The following is a 23021-nucleotide window of genomic DNA, read 5'->3' as shown; positions in this document are numbered from 1 at the left end:
ATGTGCGCCCCTTATGAAGCCCGCCTCGTCTGCGGCCATAGGGCGTGACCAGGAGGGTCATGGCAGGGCCAGGATGGCGAACAGGCTTCCCCGTTCCATATTCAGGTAATTTCATGACTACCCACTCCATGACCATCGGCAAGAAGCTCACGGCTGCCTTCGCCGTGCTCGGCCTTATCGTTACCCTCATCGGTAGCTTCTCTCTCTACGAATTCTCCTACATGAACGGGGCGGCGCTGCGCTTTACCGACAGCATACTGCCGGCCGTGAACCGCACCAACGCCATCGGCGAGAGCATCCGGGATCTGCGTCGCTATCAGCTGGGACTCTTTCTGGTGCTGGACGACGCAGCAAAGACCCGTGAGTACGGCGCCGAGGCGGACAAGTATCGCCTGCAGATCGAGCGGCAACTGAGCGATCACGACAAGACCATCTGGGCCACGGATGTGGAGGAGCGGCGCGTCTTCGAGACGGTCAAGGCCGACTGGCAGCGCTATTCTGCCCTCTATGCCCGGGTGCAACAGTTGGTGGGTCAGCAGCCTCAGGTGGCAGAGGATCTCTTCCTGGACGAGGGGATCCCTTTGTTCAAGGCCCTGGCAAGCTCGGTGAGCGAACTGGTGCAGATCAACCATGGCTATGCCAAGGGAGCACGCAGCGAGGTGATCGATGCCTATGAGTCGGCGCGCTGGAGCGTGTCGGTGGCCCTGCTGGTGGCCCTGGCCCTGGTGGTGGTGCTCTCTTTGGTGCTGACCCGCCAGATCCGCGATCCTCTGATCATGCTGGCCCGTCATACCCAGCGTATCGCCGCCGGCGAGCTGGGGCGTGGCGAGCTGCAGCAGTGGCTCAAGGAGGGGCGCTTCCAGCGCGATGAACTGGGCCAACTCGGTCAGGGGGTTGACCGCATGCAGCACTCGCTCGCCGAGCTGGTGAATGAGATTGCGGGCTCGGTGGCCCAGCTTAGCAGCGCCGTGGAGGAGGTGAGCGCCATCTCCGAACAATCCGCCAAGGGGATGGCCCAGCAGCAGGGAGAGATCTCCCAGGTGGCCACCGCCATGAACGAGATGCAGTCCACCGTCAACGAGGTGGCTCGCAACACCGCCGATGCCATGTCCGCCGCCAAGGGCGCATCGCGGACCTCCCACAGCGGCAACCAGGTGGTGCGTAGCGCCATCGGGAGCATCGAGGCGGTATCGGATCGGATCGAGCAGGCCGGTGCCGTGGTACTGCAGCTGGAGCAAGAGAGCGGCAATATCACCATGGTGCTGGATGTGATCCGCGAGATCGCGGGGCAGACCAACCTGTTGGCTCTCAATGCAGCCATCGAGGCGGCCCGTGCCGGTGAGCAGGGGCGCGGTTTCGCGGTGGTGGCGGACGAGGTGCGCTCTTTGGCCCAGCGAACCCAGGACTCTACCGCCGAGATCAGCAAGATGATCGAGCTGTTGCAAAGTCGCGCCGCCGAGGCGGGCAGCGCCATGCAGGTCAGCCGTGAGCAGATGCAAGAGAGTGTGGCCCTGGCTCGGGATGCGGGTCAGAGCATCGACACGATCAACGGGGCCGTGGTGCAGATCACCGACATGAACACCCTGATCGCCACGGCCACCGAGGAGCAAAACGCGGTGACCGAGGATCTCAACCGCAGCATCGTCAGCATTCACAACGCCGCCGACGAGAATGCCCAGGGGGCGCAGCAGATAGCGGCGGCCTGTGGTGAACTGAGCCGCCTGGCCACCTCCTTGCATCATCTGGCCCAGCGCTTCACCCTCTAAACGCGCCGCGCCAATGCAGAGGCCCCGTCATGGACGGGGCCTCTTTCGTTGGGGGTCAGCTCAGGCCGATGATCTCGCCCTGCTCGTCGATATCCATCTGCCGATAGGCCGGCAGGCTGCCCAGACCCGGCATGGTCATCACGGGGCCGCACAGGGCATAGATGAAGCCCGCGCCGGTGCAGGGGGTGAGGGACTCCACCGGCAGGGTGAAGCCTTTGGGGGCCCCCTTGAGAGCAGGGTCATGGCTGATGGAGAGGGGGGTCTTGGCCATGCACAGGGGCAGGTGGTCGAGCCCCTCGGCCGAGAGGCGCTCGAGCTGGGCCCGTGCCATCTCGCTCAAGGCCACGCCGGCCGCCCCATAGCCACACTCGGCCAGGGTGGCGAGCTTCTCCACGAGGGGCATCTCGCTGGGGTAGAGCAGGGTGGGGTGGGACGGCCGGCTGCAGGCCTTCACCACGGCCTGCGCCAGATCGCAAGCACCGGCCCCCCCCTTGGCGAAGGCATCGCTCAGGGCGGCAGTGGCCCCGCACTCGGCGATGCGATCACTGAGCCAGTTCAACTCCTCCTCTCCATCCTGGGGGAAACGATTGATGGCCACCACCACAGGCACCCCGTAGCGGCGAGCGTTCTGGATATGCCAGGCGAGGTTGTCGAAACCTTGCCGGAGCAGGGGGAGGGAGGGCTCGGTGAGTGCTGCGGGCAGGGGCTGTCCCGGGGTGATCCGGCAGGCACCGCTGTTGGCTTTGATCCCCCGAAGGGTGGCGACCAGCACCACGCAGGCGGGGAAGAGCCCACTCTGGCGTCCCTTGATATTGAAGAACTTCTCGAGCCCCATGTCGGAGCCAAAACCGGCCTCGGTCACCCCGTAGTCGCAGTGGCGCAGGGCAATCTGATCGGCGATGACCGAGGAGTTGCCATGAGCGATATTGGCGAAGGGGCCGGCGTGGACCAAGACCGGGGTCTGCTCGGTCGTCTGCATCAGGGTCGGGGCCAGGGCCTCCTTGAGCAGCACCGTCATGGCGCCGGCGACCTCGAGATCCTCGGCGGTGATGGGGTGTCCCTCCTCGCTCTCGGCAAGACGGATGCGGCCAATTCGGGCACGCAGATCCTGCAAGCTTGAGGCCAGGGCCAGCACGGCCATCAGCTCGGAGGCGGCGGTGATGACAAAGCTTCCCTCCCGCTCCACCCCGTCGGCAGCGCCACCCTGGCCGAGGGTGATGTGGCGCAGTGCCCGATCGTTGATATCCATGGCCCGGGGCCAGAGGATCCTGGCGATATTGAGCCGGGTGAGCCCGGTTCGCTCGGTGAAGGCCTCGCCGAGCCGCCGCTCGTGAAAGAGGCGGGCATCGATGGCCGCCGCCGCCAGGTTGTGGGCCGCCGTGACCGCATGAAAGTCCCCGGTCAGGTGCAGGTTCATCTCCTCCATGGGGACGACCTGGGCATGGCCGCCGCCGGCAGCCCCTCCCTTGACCCCGAACACGGGCCCCAGGCTCGGCTGGCGGATGCAGGCGATGGCGGAGTGGCCGAGCCGGTTGAGCCCCATGGAGAGCCCCAGGGTGGTGACCGTCTTCCCCTCGCCGAAGGGGGTTGGCGTGATGGCGCTGACCAGCACCAGCTTGCCTCTCTGCGCTTCCGGTTGCCGCAGCAGGGCGGGATCGAGCTTGGCCTTGTAGCGACCGTGAGGGATAACGAAGTCGGTAGGGATGCCGAGACGGTCAGCCAATTGGTCGGCTGTGAGTCGGGAGGAGTGGCGGGAGATGAGGATATCGCTTAGCATCGGGCTCCTTAAGGGATCCATGATCCGGTGTGAAACGATTGCGAAGTGCGCGAAGAGTAGAGCGTAATGACTGAGAATGCTATGACAAAGAACATATTATCCCGTGATACCGGATCGCTGACCACTCCCGTCGAACTCAATCTCAACGAGCTCTATCACCCGCCCAAGGCAACACTGACGGCGGCGGGGATCTTCTCGGCCATGGCCCCCCTGTTTGGTTTTGGCTGGGCGGCCCTGACCCAGGATCCCGAGAGCCGGCTGCGGGCAGAGATCCGGCGCCGGATCCGCAAAGAGCGCACCGATCTGGCCAATCTCACCCTCATCTTGCAACTGGCCGCCCTGTGTGACTGTCATCATCTTCGCATTACCCTGCCCATGGAACCCGACGAGGCTCTCTGTCAGGGGCTCTCCACCCGTCTGCCCCAATGGCAGATCTCGGTGGAGGAGCGGGTGCTGGTCGCCCGAAACCAGCCCCCTGCCTCCCCCTAACCCCTCGCCATTACTCGGTGAAGGCTACAGCAAGTGTATGATTCATCATCAAATGGGGTCATTCTTGCCGCCTTTGTCATAATCCTGAATGATTGCGATTGAGTAAGAAAATTCTTTCAGTTAAAAAAGGGGTATTATCTGGAACCAACCCGGCGATGCCGGGTTTGTTGTTCCTGTCATAGTGCGCACAAGGAGGCTGACGTTGCGCAATCAAGGTGTCGAGCGCCATTTTTTCGACCATTTCACTGCCGAGGGGCAACTCAAGGGACTCTGCTTTCTTCTGGTGACTCACTTGCTGCCGGATCGTCCCCGTTTTATCGAGGCGCTCTCCCGCATCGGTCGCGTCGGGGCCATCTTTCCCAAACCAAAATCCATTCATGCGCCGACCCTGACCTGGGCCGAGGCTCACTACCCCGTGATGGGGCTGGATCGCCACTGGACCCAGGATGCCTGCGAGGTCGTCGCCCGTCTCGACACCCTGGTCGGGGCGGATGAGCGTCTCGTCATCCTCGACATCGGGGGCTATTTTGCCGGTGTGCTGGCTCCCCTCAAGGCCCACTTCGGCGCGCGTTTTCTCGGGGTGGTGGAGATGACCGAGAATGGGCATCAGCGCTACGAAGAGGGGCCGCTGCCGACCCCCGTGCTCTCGGTGGCGCGCAGCCCCCTCAAGCAGGCGGAAGATGTGCAGATTGGCCTGAGCGTCGTCTACTCTGCCGAGTCCCTGGCGCGCAGCCTCAACCGTACTTTCAACGCCTGTCAGGCCGCCCTGTTTGGCTATGGCAAGGTGGGACACAGCATCGCCTTCGAGCTGCGCAGTCGCAATCTCTGGCTCGATCTGGTGGAGACCTGTCCCCTGCGGCAGATGGAGGCGCTCTCCCACGGCTTCCATCTCACCGACAAGGAGACGGCCCTCGGCCGTGCCGAGCTCATCATCTGCTCTACGGGTAACGGGGTCTTGAGCCGTCAGGATCTGTTGACCCTGCGCGCGGGGGCCATGCTCGCCTCGGTCACCTCCGCCGATGACGAGTTTGCCTTTACCCTGGCCGAGCTGGGCTGGCCCTGCGAGGAGATCTGCCACCGGGTACTGCAACTGACACGGCCCGATGGCACCGTCATCTATCTGCTCAACCGGGGTGAGGCGGTGAACTTTGTCCATGGCGCCGTGATAGGCGAGTACGTCTACCTGGTGCTGGCAGAGATCATCGAGGGGGCCCGGCAACTGGCCCGGGCTCGCCTGAGAGAGGGATTGCACGAGCTTTCGCCTGCGGTGATGCGCGATATCGCCAAGCTGTGGCTGCGAGATTTTCACGGGGTGAACTCATGAAGCCGAGAATCGAGATCCGTTATTGCACCCTCTGCCGCTGGATGCTGCGGGCTGCCTGGCTGGCTCAGGAGCTGCTCTCCACCTTCGACGGTGAGCTGGGGGAGGTGGCCCTGGTGCCTGCCAGCAAGGGGGAGTTTCGTATTCTGGTCGACGGCGTTCAAGTGTGGGAGCGGGTTGCCGATGACGGCTTCCCCGAGGCCAAGGAGATCAAGCAGCGGGTTCGCGATGTGATCGCCCCGGAGCGGGATCTGGGGCACAGTGACAAGCCCCGATAGAATCTTTTCCTCCCATGAAAGAGCGACACATACTGTCGCTCTTTTCTTTAAAATGAATAAGTTACAATCAAACGGTTGTCAGCCTGAACCCAGGCTGTACCGTCTGCCCCCGCCCGCTTGTCTCCCTTCTCCCGAGTGCTCAGACTCGCCTCCCGTTACTGTTTATTGATTGGGAGAGAGTGCGTGTTTAAGGCAAGAAATGTAGCCGTGGGTCTGCTGGCCGTCATGGGCATGTCCGGTTGTATGGGGCAGATGGGGCTCTCGAAGATGTTGACCGAGGCGAACCTCAAGGCGGTCGATAACCGCTATGGCCGTGCCGGCGTCTATATGCTGTTAAGCCCTGTCTATGCCTTCACGGCGACCGCCGATCTCTTCGTCTTCAACACCATAGAGTTCTGGACCGGCAAGAACCCCATCACCCGGAAGGGGCCCGCCGTGGTGGACACCCCCATCAAGTCGGTGATCGAGGTCAATCCCCATCTGGACCCAAGCCTTAACAGAGTACCCCTGGCCAGCCGCAGCCATGTGGAGAAAGTCGATCTGAGCTACCCGCAGCCGGATCGGGCCCGCATGGAGGTGGAGTACCAGGATGGTCGCCGTGCCGTGATGGAGGGGGTGCGTCGTGACCACTATGTGGATCTCTATCTGGACGGGCGCAAGATGGCCTCCCTGACCCGGGAGGAGATGGCCCGCTACGCCAGCGACATCGCGGCGCGCCAGGCATAGGCGCCGGCGCGGATCCCCGCCTGGGGGAATCGCATTCCCGCCCCCGAGCCCCTGCATTCGCGGGGGCTTTTTGTGTCGGCTATCCCGGGGGGACAGCGCCACTCTCCCCGTGCCAGCCCTTGGCACAGGGGCTTAGCCCCTAGAGAGGAAAAACCTTGGTAAAGCGCTCCAGCACCAACAGGGAGTGCTCGTTAAATTCGGCTCCTATGGTGTTGGCATAGTGGCTAAAAAAGCGCAGATGAGCCGCCTTCCACCCGGCGTGGCTCAGATCCCCTTCTCCCTCCAGGGCCGCAAACTCGGGAGTCACTTCATTAAAGGGGCAGAGTGTGACCTCGGTGAGCCTGATGATACAGACCGGCTCCTGAGCCCAGTTGAGCACCACGGTGAGCCGTCCCGCCAGAGGGAGGGGCTCACACTCCATCTCGTAGCCTACCAGCAGGCTGCAAGAGGCCTGTTTCACGCCCCGGGCAATCAGACGTGCGCACTCGTTGGCATTGAACTCATCGGCGCAGAAGTGCTCGGCACCCCATTGTGGCACGCGCGCACGCTCTGTTTCCCCCAGGGTGGCGAGGTAGCGTTCGAGAAACTGCTGCTGTGTCTTATCCATCCTTGTCATTCTGAAAGAGGGTGGTACGGTCGGCGCACTCAATACTCGAGAAACGTCTTGCCACAGCGCTCGCAGATCAGGTGGCGCACATGGGTCGCCTGATAGGCCAGCGTCTCGCCAAAGGCCCAGTTGGTGATCGCGCTGGCGCGAAAGGCTTGCCAGAAGGCCTTGGCAGGATCCTTGGGCATGATGTCCTGGCTATGATCGCGCGCCACCAGCACGATGATATGACGGGTGCATTCGCCACACCGGTTGCAGTGATGGTGTTCACTCGATGGATTCTGATCCTGTCGATGGCTCATGGGAGGGTCCTTGAAGGTAGCGGGCGGCCATCATATACCTCTCCACTTGGCTCTCAACTTTTCCTTGTCGCGGCAGTGATCAGGCTCACGTGATTGCCCGGGTGCCTCTGGTTTATCCCGAATCCTTCAGGCCGACGCCCGCTTTTGCAGGCTGGGGGTGATGATATGACGGCCGGGGGGGAGCTCGGGGTGGTGCAGACGCTCAAGCAGCCGCCTTGCCGCCTGGCGACCTATCTCCCGCGCCGGGGAGGTGACAAAGGTGAGGGGCGGGGAGGTGAGCTCGGCCTCGGCCACATCATCGAAGCCGAGCAGGGCTACCTGCTGGTCAATGTAGTTATCCTTGCCCACGGTGCGCCCGCTTGCCGTGACACCATAAATGGCGCCGAGGGCCACCTCGGGGTAGTGGCACAGGATGGCCGTCACCTTGGGATGCTGGTGGAGCAGTGCGGCGATGGCATCGGCGGCGCCTCTTTGGGTGCGCTCGCACTCGACTACCCACTCGGGCTTAAAGGGGAGGCCATATTGCAGCAGGCTGGCGCAGTAGCCTCCGATCCGCTCGGCACGGGTCAGGGAGTCGGTCCGTCCCCCGACATAGGCGATATGGCGATGTCCCTGCTCGATAAGGTAGGTGGTTGCCTGCTGGGCGGCGTGGCCGTTGTCGGGGCCGATAAAGTCCACGTCGTCACGATAGTAGGAGCGGGCGGCGCAGATCAGGGGCAGCTCGGCCCCGGGTACCCCTTGCTCCGGACGGGTGACGGCACCCCGCACCGGGTTGAAGATGATGCCCGCCACCCCCTGGCGCGAGAGGGTCTGTATGCTCTGTTGCAGCCGCTCCTGACTGTGACCGCATTGGGTCAAAAAGAGCAGATAACCCTGTTGCTCAAGCACCTCGCTGACTCCGGCGGTCACCTCGGTGTAGAAGGGGTCTGTGATGTCGCGCAGGATCAGCCCCACCAGGTTGGAGTGCTGGCTGCGCAGGCTGGCGGCGGCGCCGTTGGGCACGTATCCCAGCGCCTTGATGGCTTGCTGGACTCGCTCGCTGGTGGCCGCAGAGATGCGCCCCTTGCCGCGCAGAACCAGGGAGACGGTGGTGACCGAGACCCCGGCCTGCCGGGCGACGTCGGTGATCTTGGGAGCTTTTGGAGCGGACATAGGGGCACGGGCAGAGAGGATGCAGGGGGTCAGCATAGCCCCGGGGAGAGGCAAGTGAAACGTTACATCATCCACAGGCCGATCTGCCTCACAGATTTGGTGCGCCATGGGGTGAGGAGGGCGGTTTTGTGATCCTGTTGGCAAGTGATGGTTGGTAAAACGTTTTATCATTCTACCAACCTAAGCACCACCCCATCGCGCTTGCCATGGGATGGTGGATATCCCCTCCACGCACAAGGAGCCACTCCATGGCCAAGCCCCACGCGAAAACGACTCTGTGGGAGTTTCTGCAGAGCCTGGGCAAGACCTTTATGTTGCCGGTCGCCCTGCTTGCTTTCTCCGGCATCCTGCTCGGTGTCGGCAGCTCTCTTACCAGCGATGCGGTCAAAGAGAGCCTGCCCTTACTCGATAACCGGGTATTGCAGCTGCTCTTTCTCTGGATGACCAAGGTGGGGCTGGTAGCCTTTATCTACCTGCCGGTGATGTTCGCGGTCGCCATTCCATTGGGGTTGGCCCGCGAGGAGAAGGGGGTGGCGGCCTTCGCCGGTTTCGTCGGTTACGCCGCGCTCAACCTCTCTATCAACTTCTATCTCACGGTGGCCAATGTCATCGGCGATGGTGCGGCAGAGAAGGCTTACGGGGTGAAGTCTGTCCTCGGCATCGGTTCAATCGATACCGGTATTCTGGGGGCCATCATCGTCGGGGTGATAGTGGCGAGGCTCCATGCCCGCTTCTACACCTGCAAGATGCCCGATGCGCTCGCCTTCTTCGGTGGTGCCCGCTTCGTGCCCATCATCACGGCCCTGGTGCTGGGGGTGACGGGTCTGGTGGTTCCCTTCGCCTGGCCCTGGTTTGCCGCCGGGATCAACGGGATAGGCGCGCTCATCTCCCATGCCGGCCCCTTTGGCCCCTTCCTGTTTGGTACCGGGGAGCGCCTGCTGCTGCCCCTTGGCCTGCACCATATTCTGGTGGCCCTCATTCGTTTCACCGAGGCCGGTGGCAGCCAGCTGGTGTGCGGCAACGAGGTGAGCGGTGCCCTTAATATCTTCTATGCCGAGCTCTCCTGCGCCGACACCACCCACTTCTCGGTGTCGGCCACCTCCTTCCTCTCCCAGGGCAAGATGCCGGCCTTCCTCGGCGGCCTGCCGGGGGCGGCGCTCGCCATGTATCAATGTGCCCGGCCGGAGAATCGCGGCAAGATCAAGGCGCTACTGGTCTCCGGCGTGGTGGCCTGCGTCATCGGCGGCATCACCGAGCCGCTGGAGTTTCTGTTCCTGTTCGTCGCGCCCGCACTCTATCTGGTACACGCCATCCTGACCGGCCTTGGCTTTATGACCATGGGGCTCTTGGGGGTCACCATCGGTAACACGGATGGCAATCTCATCGATTTCCTGGTGTTCGGCGTGCTGCAGGGCACCGCCACCAAGTGGTATCTGGTGCCCGTCGTGGCGGGGATCTGGTTCGCCGTCTACTACAGCGTGTTTCGTTTTGCCATCGTGCGATTCAACCTGACAACCCCGGGCCGTGAAACGGAGAGCCGCGAGCTCGAGGCCAGCGATGCCGCAGAGCCGACAGGCAAGAAGGCGGGGAGCAGTGGCTACAACGGCGAGGTGATCCTCAATGCCCTGGGGGGAGCCGACAACATACTGGCGCTCGATAACTGCATTACCCGCCTGCGCATGTCGGTGCAGGACATGAGCCGGGTCGATGAGAGGGTGCTCAAGGCCAACGGTGCCATCGGGGTGATCAAGCTCGACGAGCACAACTTGCAGGTGGTGATAGGGCCCCAGGTCCATCTGGTGAAGAACCAGCTACAGAGCCTGATGGCAACCTGACTACTCACAGAGGCAGGGGGCGTCATGCCCCCTCGTTACTTCACCACTTCAAGAGAGACGCCATGCCAGGCTCAACCCCGTTTGATTTCGATCGCCACATCGACCGTTACGGCACCTATTGCACCCAGTGGGACTATGTGGCCGACCGCTTTGGTCATGCCGACCTGCTCCCCTTCACCATCTCCGACATGGACTTTGAGACCGCTCCCTGTATTCGTGAGTGCCTGGCCAGGCGCCTCGAGCACGGAGTCTTTGGCTACAGCCGCTGGAGCCACGACGACTTCAAGGGGGCCGTCACCGGCTGGTTCGCCCGTCGCCACGGGACACGCCTCGACCCCGAGCGCCTCATCTATGGCCCCTCGGTCATCTACATCATCGCCCAACTGGTGAGCCTTTGGTCGGCCCCCGGAGAGGGGGTGTTGGTACACACCCCGGCCTATGATGCCTTTGGCAATATGCTGGGCGCCAACGACCGGCTCCTGCTTCCCTCTCCACTTATCAAGGGAGAGGGGAGCTATCACATCGACTGGGATGGCTTCGAGCGTCAGGCAGCCCGCCCCGATTGCCGCATCCTGCTGCTGTGCAGTCCCCACAACCCCACGGGGCGGGTCTGGCGCCGGGATGAGCTGGTCCGCATGGCCACTATCTGCCGGCGTCACGGGGTGAGGGTGATCTCGGATGACATCCATATGGACGTGAGCTTTACCCCCTATCTTCCCTGGAGCGAGGTGGCACAAGATGAGGGGTGGGCCCTGGTCAGCTCGGGGTCGAAATCTTTCAATATCCCGGCCCTGGGGGGGGCCTATGGATATATTCCCGAGAGGGCGAGCCGGGATGCGTATCTGCATCGTCTCAAGGCTGCCCACGGCCTCTCGTCTCCCCCTATCCTCGGGGTGTTGGCCCATATGAGCGCCTATCGGGAGGGCGATGCCTGGCTCGACGCCCTCAAGGCCTACCTGCACGGCAATCTGGCGCTGGTGGCGGTGCGGCTCAACGCCGCCTTCCCCGCCATTGACTATCGGGTACCGGAGGGGACCTATCTCGCCTGGATCGATCTGCGCAGCCTTGGCATCGACTCGGCCGAGCGGATGGATGCGCTGCAAACCTTGCTGATGGAGAAGTACCGGGTCGCCATCATGCGCGGTGACACCTATGGTCCCGAGGGGAAGGGGTTTATCCGTCTTAACATCGGTTGTCCGCGCCACAAGCTGGAGCAGGGGCTCGATGCCCTGATTGGCGCGCTGGGGGAGTGGCTGTCCATCGAAACGCCCGCACACCTCTAGGAAGATGGGCGCGGGGGGTTGAGCAGAAACACCACTTCCCCCCGGTAGTAGGGCGAGGCGGCGAGGCGTCGCTGCCAGCGTCGGTCCCATTGTCCTCCCTGTACCAGCCCGACCTTGAAAGGGAGGGTGAGGTGCGCCATGGCGGGCAAGTACGCCTCATAGCCATTGACCGTTTGGGTACCTTGATAGGTCTGGATCACCAGCTCGTCGACGGGCAGACGGTTAAGCTGCGCTATGTCCCCAGTCTTGGCCCAGTCGAGCAGGCCCGTCACGCTCAAACGACAGGCTTTAGGGAGCACCTGACGCAGCCGCGTCAGGGCATGTCCGTAGCGATCGAGCCTGTGGGTGGCCGCATCGAAGTCGATCTGAATGCCAATGACCTGGGCGCCCTGATTGAGCCATGCTCGGTAGAGGCGTTCCAGCATCTTCTCATGCTTGGCTGAGAGGGGCAGGGCGTTGACCCGTACCACCAGCCAGAGCCGTTTACCGAACAGTGGGGTGGGGGAGCGTCCCAGTTTGATAAAGCGTGCTCCCGAGGGTCTTGCCAGTATCTCACCTTGATGAAGATAAAGGATGTTGGCCCTGGAGAGCAGGGACTGCGAGCGGGTGCCCGACCATAGCCAGAAGGCGTCGTAGTCAGCGCCATCGACTCCGGCCAGGGCCTGTGGCGCCAACAACGAGAGCTGCAGAACAAGCAGGATGGCGGTGAGGCGAGCGCACATGGTTACCAGTAGTACTTGAGCGATTGGGCCCATACCGAGTTGCCATAGCGCTTTTTCAGGGTGTTAAACCACTGTTGACGGGTCTGTTTGGCGATCTCCTGATCGTCACAGCTATTGTAGCCTGACGGGGCATAGCAGTTGATGGCTCGATAGAGGGCATAGCTCTTGTCCTCAGGCTCTGCCTTGGGGTTGTCGATCACCTTCTGATAGAGCGCGAGCCGGCTTGGGGCTGTGGTGACCCGAGCTGCGGGCAGACCCCAGATCAGGCTGCTGTCATACCAAAGATCGATCTGCGGCTCCTTGTGTCGAATGTATTCCCCCAGGCAGTTGAGGGCATGGCCATCGTCCGGGCGGGTAATCAAGGTGCCGAGGGTGGTGGCGAGATCCCGACAGAAGTAACCGGCGGGTGTGCCGTCACCATGCCACTGAAATTGTGACAGAGGTATATCCTGGTTCGGAACCGGCTCCCAGGGAGCATCGGCTGGCGGTGATACCTCCTTGTAGTCGGTGGGAATGCGGGTGACGTCCTCCAGAAAAGCGGTGTAGTTCTGGCTGATAAGATCCCGAACCAGCAGGGTGTGCAGGGCCAGTTGCCGTTCTATCTGACTCATTCCCTGGCCGACCTGCTGGCGCAGCACTGTGGGTGGGGTTGCCTGCTTGAGCACGGTAGCCCGCAATCGCAACTGGGTGATGGGGCTCCCCTTGGCGAAGACGGCGGCCACGTTGCCGCTACGAACCCAGTGATCAGCCAACAGATTTTGTATGAAGGCCTGCTGGACCTCGGTCAGAGGCGCCGCGATCAACCGTTTTAGTTCACTCTCAACCTGGTTGTTGGCCTTCACTCCCTGCAGGGCCCAGACTCGCAGGATCTGGCGACTAAAATCCAGCGTGGTTGCGGGGGTCGCTGCTGCTGGCAGCAGTGCCAGGGCCGCTTCGAACTGTTTCTCAAGCAACAGGGCGTAGGCGCGCAAATAGTTGGCTTGCTCCGGTTTGCCCATGCTTTGCAGGTGTGTGATGGCGGTGGAAAGATCCTCATCGTTCCAGCTCTTCTTCTCATCGTATGTCAGGCGCAGATCGCGCAGGGTGTTGATAAAGAGGAGCTCGGGTTGCTGCATGTCCCTAAAGGGTGGTGTGGTATCGGCGCTGAGCAGCGTTTGATCGATCTCGTTAACCAGGGCCTCGAGCTCGGCCACGGGTCGAGGTATGGCCATGGCGTCCTGATAGGCATCGCGCAAGGCATCCCGATTGCCCGACATCCAGTGGATGCGTCTAAAGAGTCCCCGGGTCGAGGCGGCGTAATGACCCTGTGGGTAGGTATTCAAATAGGCCTCACCTTGAGCCAGAGCCTTGCCAAGCAGCGTCTTGTCACCCTTGGTGATATCAGTATCCCCATACTCATCCTTGGCACTCTCCATTCCCATGTTGAGGTAAGTGCGCATCACCATATAGGTGGCGCTCTCGGCAACCCAGGGCTCGTCGGCACGTTGCAATGGGCCAAAGATGCTCAGAGCCTGCTCGAAGGCGCCTGCGTAGAAGTGGCTGGCACCAGCCAGGTAGCTCCACCATGGCTTGGTGTGGTGAGGAGCCGCCGGGGGAGTGATTGGAGCATCGCCAAGAAGTTGCAGGCGAGCCTTGATGAGGCCGGCCCGCTCGTCTTGTGCCAACTCGCTCTGCTCCAGGCCATCAATAAATCGGGTGACGGAGGAGAGGGAATTGGAGATGGTGCGACCATAAAGGCTGTCATGACCCGCGTAGGGCTCGAGCAGCTTGGGCAGGGCCGGATCATAGGCGCTCAAACGTGCCTCCAGCTGTTGGCGCTCTGCGGAGGTCTCCTGCTCACCGGGCAGCGGCAGGCGTTGGAGGGAGAAGAGCGGCATGGCTCGTTCATTGATGGGATCTTTGGGAAGTTCGAAGGGGAGGAGAAGGTGCTGCTGATCGGCCAGCAGCAACATCAGATTACTGCGCGTGTCATTCTCGTTGAGAAAGAGGGGGTAGGTGGGGAGTGCACACTCGGTCAGCCAGAAACTGCAGCCATCGCCATCTCCAGAGGCGAACAGAGGGGAGGAGGCCAGCAGTAACACGGCTAGCGAGCCATAGTGAAATCGTGTCATCAAAAAAGGTCACCCAGTGCCTGTGGAGCGTCCAGGCCGCAGTGGCCTGGCGCACAATGTATAAGGTTGGCCATGGTACGGAAGCAGGCTGCGTTCGACAACCTCATGATGTGCTCACGGCCGACCTTGGCGGGGCCGGTTGGTTACCACCCGGCCTCCTCCTTTTGCCGCCACTGCTCGAGCCAACGCAGCACCTCGGCGGTGGCTTCTATCTGCTCGGCGGGGATGTAGTGATCGATCAGGGCATCCCGATGCAGGGCTCGGGCCAGGGGGATACGCTGCAGCACGGGGATCCCCTCCTCTTCGGCGATGCGACGCACCATCAGGGCCTGGGCATCCGTGTACTTGAGGGTGACCAGGGGGAGGGGGGTTTCTCCCTTCTCGTAGCGGATGCCGATGGCGATATGGGTCGGGTTGGCGACGATGACCGAAGAGCGCTTCACGTCGGCGCGCATGGTGCTCGATTGCAGCTCCTGATGGAACTGTCGCCGCTTGCTCTTGATCTCCGGGCTTCCCTCCATCTCCTTGTACTCCCGCTTCACCTCGTCCTTGCTCATCTTGAGCTGCTTGATGTGCTGATGGTGCTCGAAGGCGTAGTCGGCGATGGCGATCACCACAAACCCCAGGGCGCAGACGGCCATCAGTTGGCCCAGCATGTCACCGACTAAGGGCATGATACACAGGGCGCCGCAGCGGGGGAGTTGCAGCAGGGGTTTGAGGTTGCCCTCTATGGTGACCCATACCAGCAGGCTGAGCAGGCAGACCTTGAGCAGGGATTTGACAAACTCCATCAGGTTTTTGATGGAGAAGATCTTCTTGGCCCCCTCCACCGGGTTGATCTTCTTGATGTCCGGCTTGACGGACTCACCGCTTAGCAAAAATCCGTACTGGCCCACGTGAGAGAGGATGGTCATCAGGGCGGCGACCGAGAGCAGGGGCAGCAACAGATAGACCAGCTCCTGAAACAGGTTCTCTCCCATCACGTCCAGGGCCTGTTGAAAGGGAAGGGCGCTCGCCTGCTCCGGGATCAGCATCAGCTTGCCCAGGTGCTCCAGATAGTAATCCGAGAGCCCCATCAGCATCGCCATGATGGTGAGGATCAGGGCCGCCGAGACCACCTCCTTGCTCTTGGCCACCTGCCCCTTCTGGCGCGCATCGCGCAGCTTCTTGGGGGTGGGCTGTTCGGTCTTCTCACCGCTCATCGGCCCATCTCCAGCACGGGTTTTAAGATCAGCACGGGCTCCATGGCCTGCTGTACCGCCTCGTAGGCGTGGTCCATCATCAGGGCGCAGTAGATGACCAGCAGCAGGCTGGCGACGGCGCTCTTGATGGGCATGGCCAGCACGAAGACGTTAAGAGAGGGGGCAAAGCGGCTGATGAGCGCCAGCCCGAACTCGGCCAGGAACATGGCGATCAGCAGCGGGGCGGCCAGCAGTCCGGCCAGCAGCAACATTTGGCTGAATTGGCCGTAGAAGAAATCCACCCATTGGCTGCCGACCTCGGGAAAGAAGCTGGCCACAGGCCAGGTGGCATAGCTGTGAAACAGGGCCGCCAGGAGGGAGAGAAAGGCCCCGCCGGAGAAGAAGAGGGTGACCAGCGCCTGGGTCAGCAGCAGGCCGGTGGGGCTGCTCTGGCTGCCGAGGCTGGGGTTGATCAGAGAGGCCATGGCGGCCCCCCGTTGGTTGTCGATAAGAAAGCCCGCCGCCTCGATGGCCCAAAACGGTATGGTGGCCACAAAGCCGATGAGCAGCCCCAGCACCACCTCTTTGCCGATGAGCAGCATCAGGGTAACGGCATCGCTTTGCAGCTCGGGTTGCACCGTGACGGTGGGGTAGGCGTAGAGCGCCAGTGAGCAGATCACCCCGTTGCGAATGAGGGTCCCCCCCAGCATCTGTTTGCCCAGCACAGGCAGCATCACGAAGCAGGCCATGAAGCGAGGCAGCAGCAGGGTATAGGCGAGCAGAACCCCTTGCAACTCGTCGGCCATTATCGGATCTCCGGGATCTTGAGCAGCGTCATGTCGGCGAAACTGTAGAGCTCGTTACCGAGCCAGGCGGCGGTGGCAAACAGGGTGATGATGACCGCCACCAGCTTGACCACGAAGCCCAGGGTCTGCTCCTGGATCTGGGTGAGGGCCTGGATCAGGGAGACAAGGGTGCCCACCAGCGCCGCCACCAGCACGGGAGGGAGAGAGAGCACCAGCACCAGCCAGAGGCACTGGCTGGTGAAGTGGATGATATCGGCGTGGCTCATCTCAACCTCCCGCGTAGCTGATCACCAGACCATGGGTCAGCCGGGTCCACCCATCGAGCAACACGAACAGCAGCAGCTTGAAGGGGAGCGAGATGGTCATGGGGGAGACCATCATCATCCCCATCGCCAGCAAAATGTTGGAGATGATGAGATCGATGGCGATAAAGGGGAGATAGATGAGAAAGCCTATCTCGAAGGCGCGGGTCAGCTCGCTCACCGTGAAGGCGGGGAGCAGGATCAGCAGGCTGTCGGGCTCGAGCCGCTCTGCATACTGGCGTGGCCAGAGGCGCTGGGTGCTCTCGACGAAGAAGTCGTGCTCCCGCTGCTGGATCTGCTGCTTGAGGAAGGAGCGATAGGGTGAGAGGCCCTCATCGAGAAACTTCTCCACCGATTCGGCCTTGGCCAGGCTCACCTCGTTCTTGCGCAGATAGTCCTGGGTGGCGAAGCCGACCGGCGCCATCACATAGAGACTCAGAATGATCGCCAGACCATACATGGCCATGTTGGGGGGGATCTGTTGCACCCCCAGGGCGTTGCGCAGCAAGGAGAAGACCACCGCCATCTTCACAAACGAGGTGGCCATCACGGCGATAAAGGGGAGCAGGGCCAGCAGCGCCAGGGCGACGATGAGGCTGAGCTCGTCCGGCAACTGGATCATGGGGTCGGCACCTCGGTGAGGCGCTCGATGCGCACCCCGAGACGACCCTGGATCTCCACCAGGCGCCCGCTGGCGACCTGTCTGCCGTGCACCAGCAGCCTGACCTCCCCCTCGACGGGGGTGTCGAGGTCGATCACGGCGCCCGGCTCCAGGCTGGTCAGGGTATGCCACTCCAGGGTTTGGCGGCCCACTTCGACACTCACCGGCAGGGGCAGGGTGTCGAGGTCGTGGGCGGTGTCGTGGCCGATGTCGGCGTCAGTGTGATCCATGGTGAGGCACTCCAGTTGATTCCCATTGAGTTGAAACAGTCCAAAGGTGCGCCCGGCGGCGCAGCCCCGCAGGGGGGCCTGAGGGTTCATCCCCTCCGGGTAGAGCAGCACATCCCCCGGCACCAGGCTGGCCAGCTCGGCGACGCTTAAGGGGATATCCCCCCAGCAGAGGGAGAGGGGAAGGGCCAGGGGGAGGCGCTCGTGTTGACCACGGGCAGCCAGCAGGGGAAGCAGGGCCTCTCCCTCGTCCAGACAGAGGGTGAGGGCCGCATCCGGGCGCTGCAGGCGCACGGTGAGCCTGGCCCCCGGGGCCAGTGGCGTGGCCGGGGTGATCCCCTGGCAGGTCAGGCCGGGAAGCGGGGCCGCACTGCGCTCGAGCAGCGCCAGCGCGAGTTCGCCCGGCAGCGTGAAGAGGGCGGCGCCCTGCAATTCGGGGGCGAGCCAGTGGGCCAGATCGCTTCCGTTGCAGTAAGCGGTGAGGCTGACTCCCCGCCACTGCAGGGTGATCGCGCGATCCAGCGTCGTGGCAGGCTGGTCGACGGTAATATGGATCTCACCGCCGGGCCAGGTGTAGCGCTGGCGGTAATGACTCAGACGTTGGCGCAGGGCAAGCTCGCCCGGGGCTACCTTGGGCAGATGCATCACACCTCCTCCTGCCACTCTTCATAGACATGGCGGCGCTGGCGTGAACCCTGGCCGCTCTCCTGATGTTGCTCGAAACCCAGGCTCACCGGCCGGGCCGGATCGAGACGTTGCAGTCGCTCGAGCAGATCCCCCTGGCCGGCGCCGAGCTGGGTGAGGGCCTCCTTGCCGGCCAACAGGGTCACCTGCAGCCGGCCCGCCTCCTCGCTGACGCGAATGGTGACGGCCCCCAGGGTGGGAAGCTGTACCTGCAGCTGGGGCGGGCGAGTGGGGTCCTTGAGGTGGATCTCGAGCACCGCCTCGAGGCGCTCCATCACGCTGGCCAGCGCCTCCCTGTATTGGGTCGGGGCGTGGGGCAGGGTGGCGAGCAGGCGATCCCCCGGGGTCAGCGGCGGCAGTGGTGGTGGCAGCGGGGCCGCAGGCTCCTCGGCCACCTCGTTCAGGGCCGGCATATCGGCAGGCTCACTCTCATGGCGGGCGTCGGCAGTGATGAGGGCAGGGCTAAAGGCAGGGAGCGAAGCGCTCCCCTCTGCCTGAAGGTGCGCAGGCTCCGGGCTGAGCAGGGGCTCGCGCCCGTCGATACGATCGAACGGCTCGGGGTCTGCGGCCTGGGTGGCCGCCTGCCCGGAGGCAGTGCCGGGCTGCGCCGCCAGGGAGAGCGCGCAGGGCGGAAGGGAGGCGGCAGGCATCATGATCTGCGCAGCCTGGCTCGCCTCATCGTCGGCCTTGCCCTGTTTTCGGATGGCCTCCTCCTGCGCCTCCCCTTGTAGAGGGGGAGCCGGCTCCATGGCTGGCTCATCACCCTGGCGAGTCTGCGGGCGCCTTGCCGCGACCGGCCTTGGCGGGATGCGCGGCTCCCGGCTCTCCCGTTGGGGCTCGGGGGCGCTCTTTTTCTTCATCGCCTCGTCAAACTGGCGGCGCGTCTGCTCATCGGGCGACGGCACGGCGACAACGCTCTGTGGCCGCTGCGGCTCGAGGAGGGAGACTGGCTTGGTCATGATGCTTTCCTGTGATGCTGGCGGAACTCTTCTTGTTCCTGCTCTTCCTGATATTGGGCTTGAGCCCGCTCGTCTTCCTGCTCGCGACGAGCCAGCTCGCTAAACTTTTCGGCCTGGCGCCGAGCCTGATTGAGGCGCTCCTGACAGGCACTCAGGCGCTGGCGCTCCTGGGCCAACAGCTCTTGCATGCGGGCAGCCTCCTGCTCGAGGGCCGCCTCTTTCTCCCGCAGCAGTGCCACCTGCTGCTGCCAGGCCTCGAGCTCCTTGCGGTTAAGGGGGGTCCCCTGGCACAGGGCAAACAGGCGAGCCTCCTCGTCGAGGCGCCAGGCGTGGTAATCGAGCACCGCCTGGCGAGCCTGCTCGAGCCGTCGGTGGGCCGCCTGTACCCGCCCCTGCTGGGCGCTCAGGGCCTGCTCGGCGCGTTCGACGCGCAGCTGCTTGATGCGCTGCAGCCGGCGGATCATCGGGTGAGGCCCGAGAGGGTTGCGAGCGCCTCATCGAAGTGACAGGGATCGTGGGTCCCCTGGCATAACCAGGCTCGGATCGCCTCCATCCGCTCGATGGCGAGATCCGCATCCCGATCCTGCCCTTTTTGGTACTCCCCAATCTGCAGCAGCAGCTCCACCTCTTCGTATTTGGCCAGCCAGCGGCGCAAGGTGCCGGCCCACTGCCTGTGCTCGCCGCTCACTATCTGATTCATCACCCGGCTGGCCGAACGCAGTACGTCGATGGCCGGGTAGTGGTTGGCCGCCGCCAGCTTGCGCGAGAGGATGATGTGGCCATCGAGGATGGAGCGGGTTTCATCGGCCACCGGCTCTGTCATGTCATCCCCCTCCACCAGCACCGTATAGAGGGCGGTGATGGAGCCCTTGTCCGACTGGCCGGCCCGCTCCATCAGGCGTGGCAGGGCGGCGAAGACGGAGGGGGGATAGCCGCGTCGGGTGGGCGGCTCACCGGCCGCCAGACCGATCTCGCGCTGGGCACGGGCGAAGCGGGTGACCGAGTCCATCAGCAGCAGCACTCGCTTGCCCTGATCCCGGAAATACTCGGCGATGGAGGTGGCGACAAAGCCGGCCTTGGCGCGCTCCATGGCAGGGCGATCCGAGGTAGCCACCACCAGCACCGCCTTGCGCAGTCCCTCTTCCCCGAGATCCGACTCGATAAACTCGCGCACCTCCCGTCCCCGCTCACCGATAAGGGCGAGCACGGTGACATCCACCTCGGCGCTGCGGATGAGCGAGGCCAGCAGGGTACTCTTGCCGCCGCCGGCGGCGGCGAAGATCCCCATCCGCTGCCCCTCGCCACAGGTGAGCAGGCCGTCGATGGCGCGCACCCCGAGGGAGAGGGGTTGGCTTATCCGTTTGCGGCTCATGGGGGCCGGGGCATCCTGATAGACCGGGTACCAGGCGGCAGGCTCGGGCAGTTGACGCCCGTCGAAGGGGTTACCCAGACCATCGAGTACCTGACCCAGCAGATGGTCGCCGACCCCCACCTGGTGCATGGTCCCGGTGGGACTCACTTCGGTGTTGGAGGAGATGCCGTACATCTCCCCGAGGGGCGTGAGCAGCGCCTGATGCTGGGCGAAACCGATCACCTCGGCCTGCAGGGAGAGGCTGTTGTCGGGATTGCGCAGGTGGCAGAGTTCGCCAATGCGAACGCCGGGCACCACCGCCTTGAGCAGGGTGCCCGTCACCTGGGTGACGCGGCCGCGGATCTGGATCAGGCGGCTCTCGGCGACGCCCTGGGCGATCAGTTTGGGTAGCTTGTCGAGTGTGTGTGCCATGACATCGGGGGGTTGAAAGCGTGAGCGCCACTATAGGGAACAATGGCGAGCTGTGATTGCAGCGCGAGCCGAGAGTTTTTAGAAAAACGCCCGGCCCCCTAAAAATTCGCGGCCGATTTTGGCATCGGCGAGCAGGGGCGATTTCTATAATGGCACCCTCACACTTTTCTATCCGGATGGAGTCCCTATGGCGGTCATTCAGAGTCAGAGCTACGGCGCTCTCCCGCTGCCCGGCGAGGCGCGGACAATCGATAACACCCCGGCTCCCACCCAGGGCAGCGGACAGTTTCGCGGCGAGGCGGTGGTCATGGTCAGCGCGGCCCAGTCCCTGGCCGATGCAGCCGAAGAGCTCACCTTCGTCTTCTCCGAGCGTAAGGAGATGTCTCTGGACAAGCGCAAGCTCAGTGACAGCCACGCCCGGGTGAGCGAGGTGGAGGAGCTGGTCGGAGAGTATCTCGACAAGGTGCCCAACCTGGAGCGCCAGATGAAGATCAAGGAGATGATCGCTCACCTGGGTAGCGGTCGCCTCTCCAACCTGGCTCAGCTGCTCGCCTATCTGGGGAGCTTCTCCGACGAGCCGAGCGAGCAGTTCAAGGCCCTGTGCGAGCTGCGCGATGCTATCAAGGCGCGTCCCGAGCTGGCCCAATTCTCGACCTTGGTGGAGCGGGCGCTGGTCAAGCTGGCCGAGGAGCGGGGACAGGCTATCGTGCTGGGGGCCCGCATCACGCCCGAGGCGCACCAGGCGGCCAGTCAGGGGGTTGCTTCGGTTGAGGCCCTACGCGACACCTATCGGGATGCGGTGATGGACTATCGGGGCCTCTCCAGCGCCTGGCGCGATCTGCAGGGGCGTTTCGCCAGCAGCGACAAGCAGTCGGTGATCGCCTTTATGCAAAAGGCCCTGAGCGCCGATCTGCAGAGTCAGCAGCGCTGGCTCGATCCGGTCAAGCTCGAGCGGGTGGTCAGCGATATGCAGAAGTTGCGCCTGCTGTCGAGCATGAGCGCACAGGTCGAGACATTCTGGCAGCGTTTTGCAGAGGGCAAGGCCGATGGCATTCGGGCCTTCTGATCTGATGAGCGAGATGGTCGCTCTGGTGGAGAAGCGTTGGGCCGGTGTTCACGACATCGAGCGACTGGCCGAGCGCTTCGAGCTGCCCAATGCCACGGTCAGAGTTGCGTTCTATCAAGAGTTCAAGCGGTTGATCCGCCTCTTCCCGGTCGAGGTCTTTATCGATGAGGAGCAGCGTCAAAACCTGCTGCTGATGAGCCAAAACGCCCTGGATCGGGCGGTTGAGGATGAGGAAGAGGAGCAATCATGAGCTGGATGGAACCCGTTATTACCCGTTTCTGCCAGGACCTGGGGCTGGCGGTGGGGGAGACGCTCCCCACCTTGGTGCAATTGGAGCTGGCCCAATCGGGGACACTGCAACTCGAGCAACACGATGGCCAGTTGACCCTCTGGCTTGCCCGGGCACTGCCCTGGCATCAGAGTGGCGATGCCATGGTGCGCGCCATGACGTTGACCGCCGCTCACAACAGTGGTGCGCTTCCCCTGCGCTGCGCCTGGCTGGGGGATGATCGCCTGCTGCTGTTGGTGACCCTGGAGGAGAGTGCCATCACGCAACCCCTGCTGCATCAGGCCTTTGAGTCCCTGCTTCGACTCCAGCAGGAGGTGCTCGCCTCATGAGCCGGATCAGCGCGGCCCACATCGGTATCGAGCAACTCTCGGCCATCACCCTGGAGGAGCTCTCCCTCGGCCTGCCCGGGCGTTATGCCCTGCCTCCGGATGGTCACTCAATCGAGCCCCACCTGGAGCGCCTCTATCCCGGGGCCCCCAGCGAACGCACCCTGTGGGCCTTTGCCACCCCCGAGGGGGTCTTTCACGAGCTCCATCGCGCTCGGGATTTTCAACGGGAGCTCGACGCCCTCTTGCCGGTATTGGCCGGCAGCGAGTCGCCACTGCTGCGCGACGCCGCCAGCGTGCTGGAGAGCCAGCAACAGGAGCTGCGTCTCCTGCAGATGACCCTGAATCTGTTACACAAGGTATGACCC

Annotated in this window: 25 protein-coding genes; 11 read left to right on the top strand and 14 right to left on the bottom strand. The window is 63.3% G+C overall.

Features of this window, described 5'->3' with window-relative positions; genetic code table 11:
• The first annotated feature begins 113 nt into the window (after positions 1–113).
• Positions 114–1766, top strand: coding sequence for a methyl-accepting chemotaxis protein (locus BN1133_RS09205; protein WP_050666243.1), 1653 nt, complete (start codon positions 114–116; stop codon positions 1764–1766).
• A 55-nt stretch (positions 1767–1821) separates the two neighbouring features.
• On the opposite strand, the gene BN1133_RS09200 is transcribed toward BN1133_RS09205, so the two are convergent.
• Positions 1822–3543: a formate--tetrahydrofolate ligase gene (locus BN1133_RS09200; protein WP_050666242.1), complete on the bottom strand. Its 1722-nt coding sequence runs from the start codon at positions 3541–3543 to the stop codon at positions 1822–1824.
• 81 nt (positions 3544–3624) lie between these two features.
• Here BN1133_RS09200 and BN1133_RS09195 point away from each other — a divergent pair, with 81 nt between their 5' ends.
• The 4 genes from BN1133_RS09195 (at position 3625) to BN1133_RS09180 (ending at position 6357) form a co-directional block, all read left to right on the top strand.
• Positions 3625–4032, top strand: coding sequence for a hypothetical protein (locus BN1133_RS09195; protein WP_050666241.1), 408 nt, complete (start codon positions 3625–3627; stop codon positions 4030–4032).
• A gap of 202 nt (positions 4033–4234) precedes the next feature.
• Positions 4235–5356 carry an adenosylhomocysteinase gene (locus BN1133_RS09190; protein ID WP_050666240.1) on the top strand — a complete coding sequence of 374 codons (1122 nt, stop codon included), beginning with the start codon at positions 4235–4237 and terminating at the stop codon, positions 5354–5356.
• Complete coding sequence (locus BN1133_RS09185) at positions 5353–5631, top strand: Rdx family protein (protein ID WP_050666239.1); 279 nt, start codon at positions 5353–5355, stop codon at positions 5629–5631. The genes BN1133_RS09190 and BN1133_RS09185 overlap by 4 nt, the downstream gene beginning before the upstream one ends.
• A 183-nt stretch (positions 5632–5814) precedes the next feature.
• Positions 5815–6357, top strand: a complete 543-nt coding sequence (locus BN1133_RS09180; RefSeq protein ID WP_224161176.1) for a DUF3332 domain-containing protein — start codon at positions 5815–5817, stop codon at positions 6355–6357.
• A 139-nt stretch (positions 6358–6496) separates the two neighbouring features.
• Here the strand turns inward: BN1133_RS09180 and BN1133_RS09175 are convergent, their stop codons facing one another.
• From BN1133_RS09175 to malI, 3 genes are all read right to left on the bottom strand, one after another.
• Positions 6497–6964: an ASCH domain-containing protein gene (locus tag BN1133_RS09175; RefSeq protein WP_050666238.1), complete on the bottom strand. Its 468-nt coding sequence runs from the start codon at positions 6962–6964 to the stop codon at positions 6497–6499.
• 38 nt (positions 6965–7002) lie between these two features.
• A complete protein-coding gene (locus BN1133_RS09170; RefSeq protein WP_050666237.1) occupies positions 7003–7266 on the bottom strand; it encodes a hypothetical protein in 264 nt (87 codons plus the stop codon).
• 126 nt (positions 7267–7392) lie between these two features.
• A complete protein-coding gene (gene malI, locus BN1133_RS09165; RefSeq protein ID WP_050666282.1) occupies positions 7393–8418 on the bottom strand; it encodes a Mal regulon transcriptional regulator MalI in 1026 nt (341 codons plus the stop codon).
• A 248-nt stretch (positions 8419–8666) separates the two neighbouring features.
• Between malI and malX the strand changes: the two genes are divergently transcribed.
• Both malX and BN1133_RS09155 read left to right on the top strand, forming a co-directional pair.
• A complete protein-coding gene (gene malX / locus BN1133_RS09160; RefSeq protein WP_050666236.1) occupies positions 8667–10253 on the top strand; it encodes a maltose/glucose-specific PTS transporter subunit IIBC in 1587 nt (528 codons plus the stop codon).
• Between the two features lie 62 nt (positions 10254–10315).
• Positions 10316–11536 (top strand): MalY/PatB family protein, encoded by a 1221-nt coding sequence (locus BN1133_RS09155; RefSeq protein WP_050666235.1) that lies wholly within the window; start codon positions 10316–10318, stop codon positions 11534–11536.
• On the opposite strand, the gene BN1133_RS09150 is transcribed toward BN1133_RS09155, so the two are convergent.
• The 10 genes from BN1133_RS09150 to sctN form a co-directional block, all read right to left on the bottom strand.
• Complete coding sequence (locus tag BN1133_RS09150) at positions 11533–12291, bottom strand: DUF3142 domain-containing protein (protein ID WP_050666234.1); 759 nt, start codon at positions 12289–12291, stop codon at positions 11533–11535. The genes BN1133_RS09155 and BN1133_RS09150 overlap by 4 nt on opposite strands.
• Complete coding sequence (locus tag BN1133_RS09145) at positions 12261–14369, bottom strand: PA5441 family protein (RefSeq protein ID WP_153006702.1); 2109 nt, start codon at positions 14367–14369, stop codon at positions 12261–12263. The genes BN1133_RS09150 and BN1133_RS09145 overlap by 31 nt, the downstream gene beginning before the upstream one ends.
• 143 nt (positions 14370–14512) lie before the next feature.
• Positions 14513–15571: a type III secretion system export apparatus subunit SctU gene (gene sctU / locus BN1133_RS09140; protein WP_050666232.1), complete on the bottom strand. Its 1059-nt coding sequence runs from the start codon at positions 15569–15571 to the stop codon at positions 14513–14515.
• Complete coding sequence (sctT, locus tag BN1133_RS09135; protein WP_050666231.1) at positions 15568–16356, bottom strand: type III secretion system export apparatus subunit SctT; 789 nt, start codon at positions 16354–16356, stop codon at positions 15568–15570. The genes sctU and sctT overlap by 4 nt, the downstream gene beginning before the upstream one ends.
• Entirely contained in the window at positions 16356–16622 is a 267-nt protein-coding gene (gene sctS / locus BN1133_RS09130) for a type III secretion system export apparatus subunit SctS (protein WP_050666230.1), read from the bottom strand. Before sctS ends, sctT begins: the two co-directional genes overlap by 1 nt.
• A gap of 1 nt (position 16623) precedes the next feature.
• A complete protein-coding gene (gene sctR, locus BN1133_RS09125; RefSeq protein ID WP_050666229.1) occupies positions 16624–17280 on the bottom strand; it encodes a type III secretion system export apparatus subunit SctR in 657 nt (218 codons plus the stop codon).
• Positions 17277–18191 (bottom strand): type III secretion system cytoplasmic ring protein SctQ, encoded by a 915-nt coding sequence (sctQ, locus tag BN1133_RS09120; protein WP_050666228.1) that lies wholly within the window; start codon positions 18189–18191, stop codon positions 17277–17279. Before sctQ ends, sctR begins: the two co-directional genes overlap by 4 nt.
• Entirely contained in the window at positions 18191–19189 is a 999-nt protein-coding gene (locus tag BN1133_RS09115; RefSeq protein ID WP_050666227.1) for a type III secretion system needle length determinant, read from the bottom strand. Before BN1133_RS09115 ends, sctQ begins: the two co-directional genes overlap by 1 nt.
• Positions 19186–19653, bottom strand: a complete 468-nt coding sequence (locus BN1133_RS09110) for a type III secretion protein (protein ID WP_050666226.1) — start codon at positions 19651–19653, stop codon at positions 19186–19188. The genes BN1133_RS09115 and BN1133_RS09110 overlap by 4 nt, the downstream gene beginning before the upstream one ends.
• A complete protein-coding gene (gene sctN / locus BN1133_RS09105) occupies positions 19650–20972 on the bottom strand; it encodes a type III secretion system ATPase SctN (RefSeq protein ID WP_050666225.1) in 1323 nt (440 codons plus the stop codon). Before sctN ends, BN1133_RS09110 begins: the two co-directional genes overlap by 4 nt.
• 187 nt (positions 20973–21159) lie before the next feature.
• Here sctN and sctW point away from each other — a divergent pair, with 187 nt between their 5' ends.
• The 4 genes from sctW to sctX are packed head-to-tail and all read left to right on the top strand — an operon-like array spanning position 21160 to position 23018.
• The gene (gene sctW, locus BN1133_RS09100; protein ID WP_050666224.1) at positions 21160–22038 is read left to right on the top strand and encodes a type III secretion system gatekeeper subunit SctW; all 879 of its coding nucleotides are present in this window, start codon (positions 21160–21162) and stop codon (positions 22036–22038) included.
• A gap of 4 nt (positions 22039–22042) precedes the next feature.
• Positions 22043–22288, top strand: a complete 246-nt coding sequence (locus tag BN1133_RS09095) for a TyeA family type III secretion system gatekeeper subunit (RefSeq protein ID WP_269429891.1) — start codon at positions 22043–22045, stop codon at positions 22286–22288.
• A complete protein-coding gene (gene sycN, locus BN1133_RS09090) occupies positions 22285–22656 on the top strand; it encodes a type III secretion chaperone SycN (RefSeq protein ID WP_050666222.1) in 372 nt (123 codons plus the stop codon). The genes BN1133_RS09095 and sycN overlap by 4 nt, the downstream gene beginning before the upstream one ends.
• Positions 22653–23018 (top strand): type III secretion apparatus assembly protein SctX, encoded by a 366-nt coding sequence (gene sctX, locus BN1133_RS09085; protein ID WP_050666221.1) that lies wholly within the window; start codon positions 22653–22655, stop codon positions 23016–23018. The genes sycN and sctX overlap by 4 nt, the downstream gene beginning before the upstream one ends.
• The last annotated feature ends 3 nt before the right edge of the window (positions 23019–23021 follow it).

Source organism: Aeromonas schubertii, assembly GCF_000820105.1.
GTDB lineage: Bacteria > Pseudomonadota > Gammaproteobacteria > Enterobacterales > Aeromonadaceae > Aeromonas > Aeromonas schubertii.
This window is presented reverse-complemented; position numbering and strand designations above follow the sequence as displayed.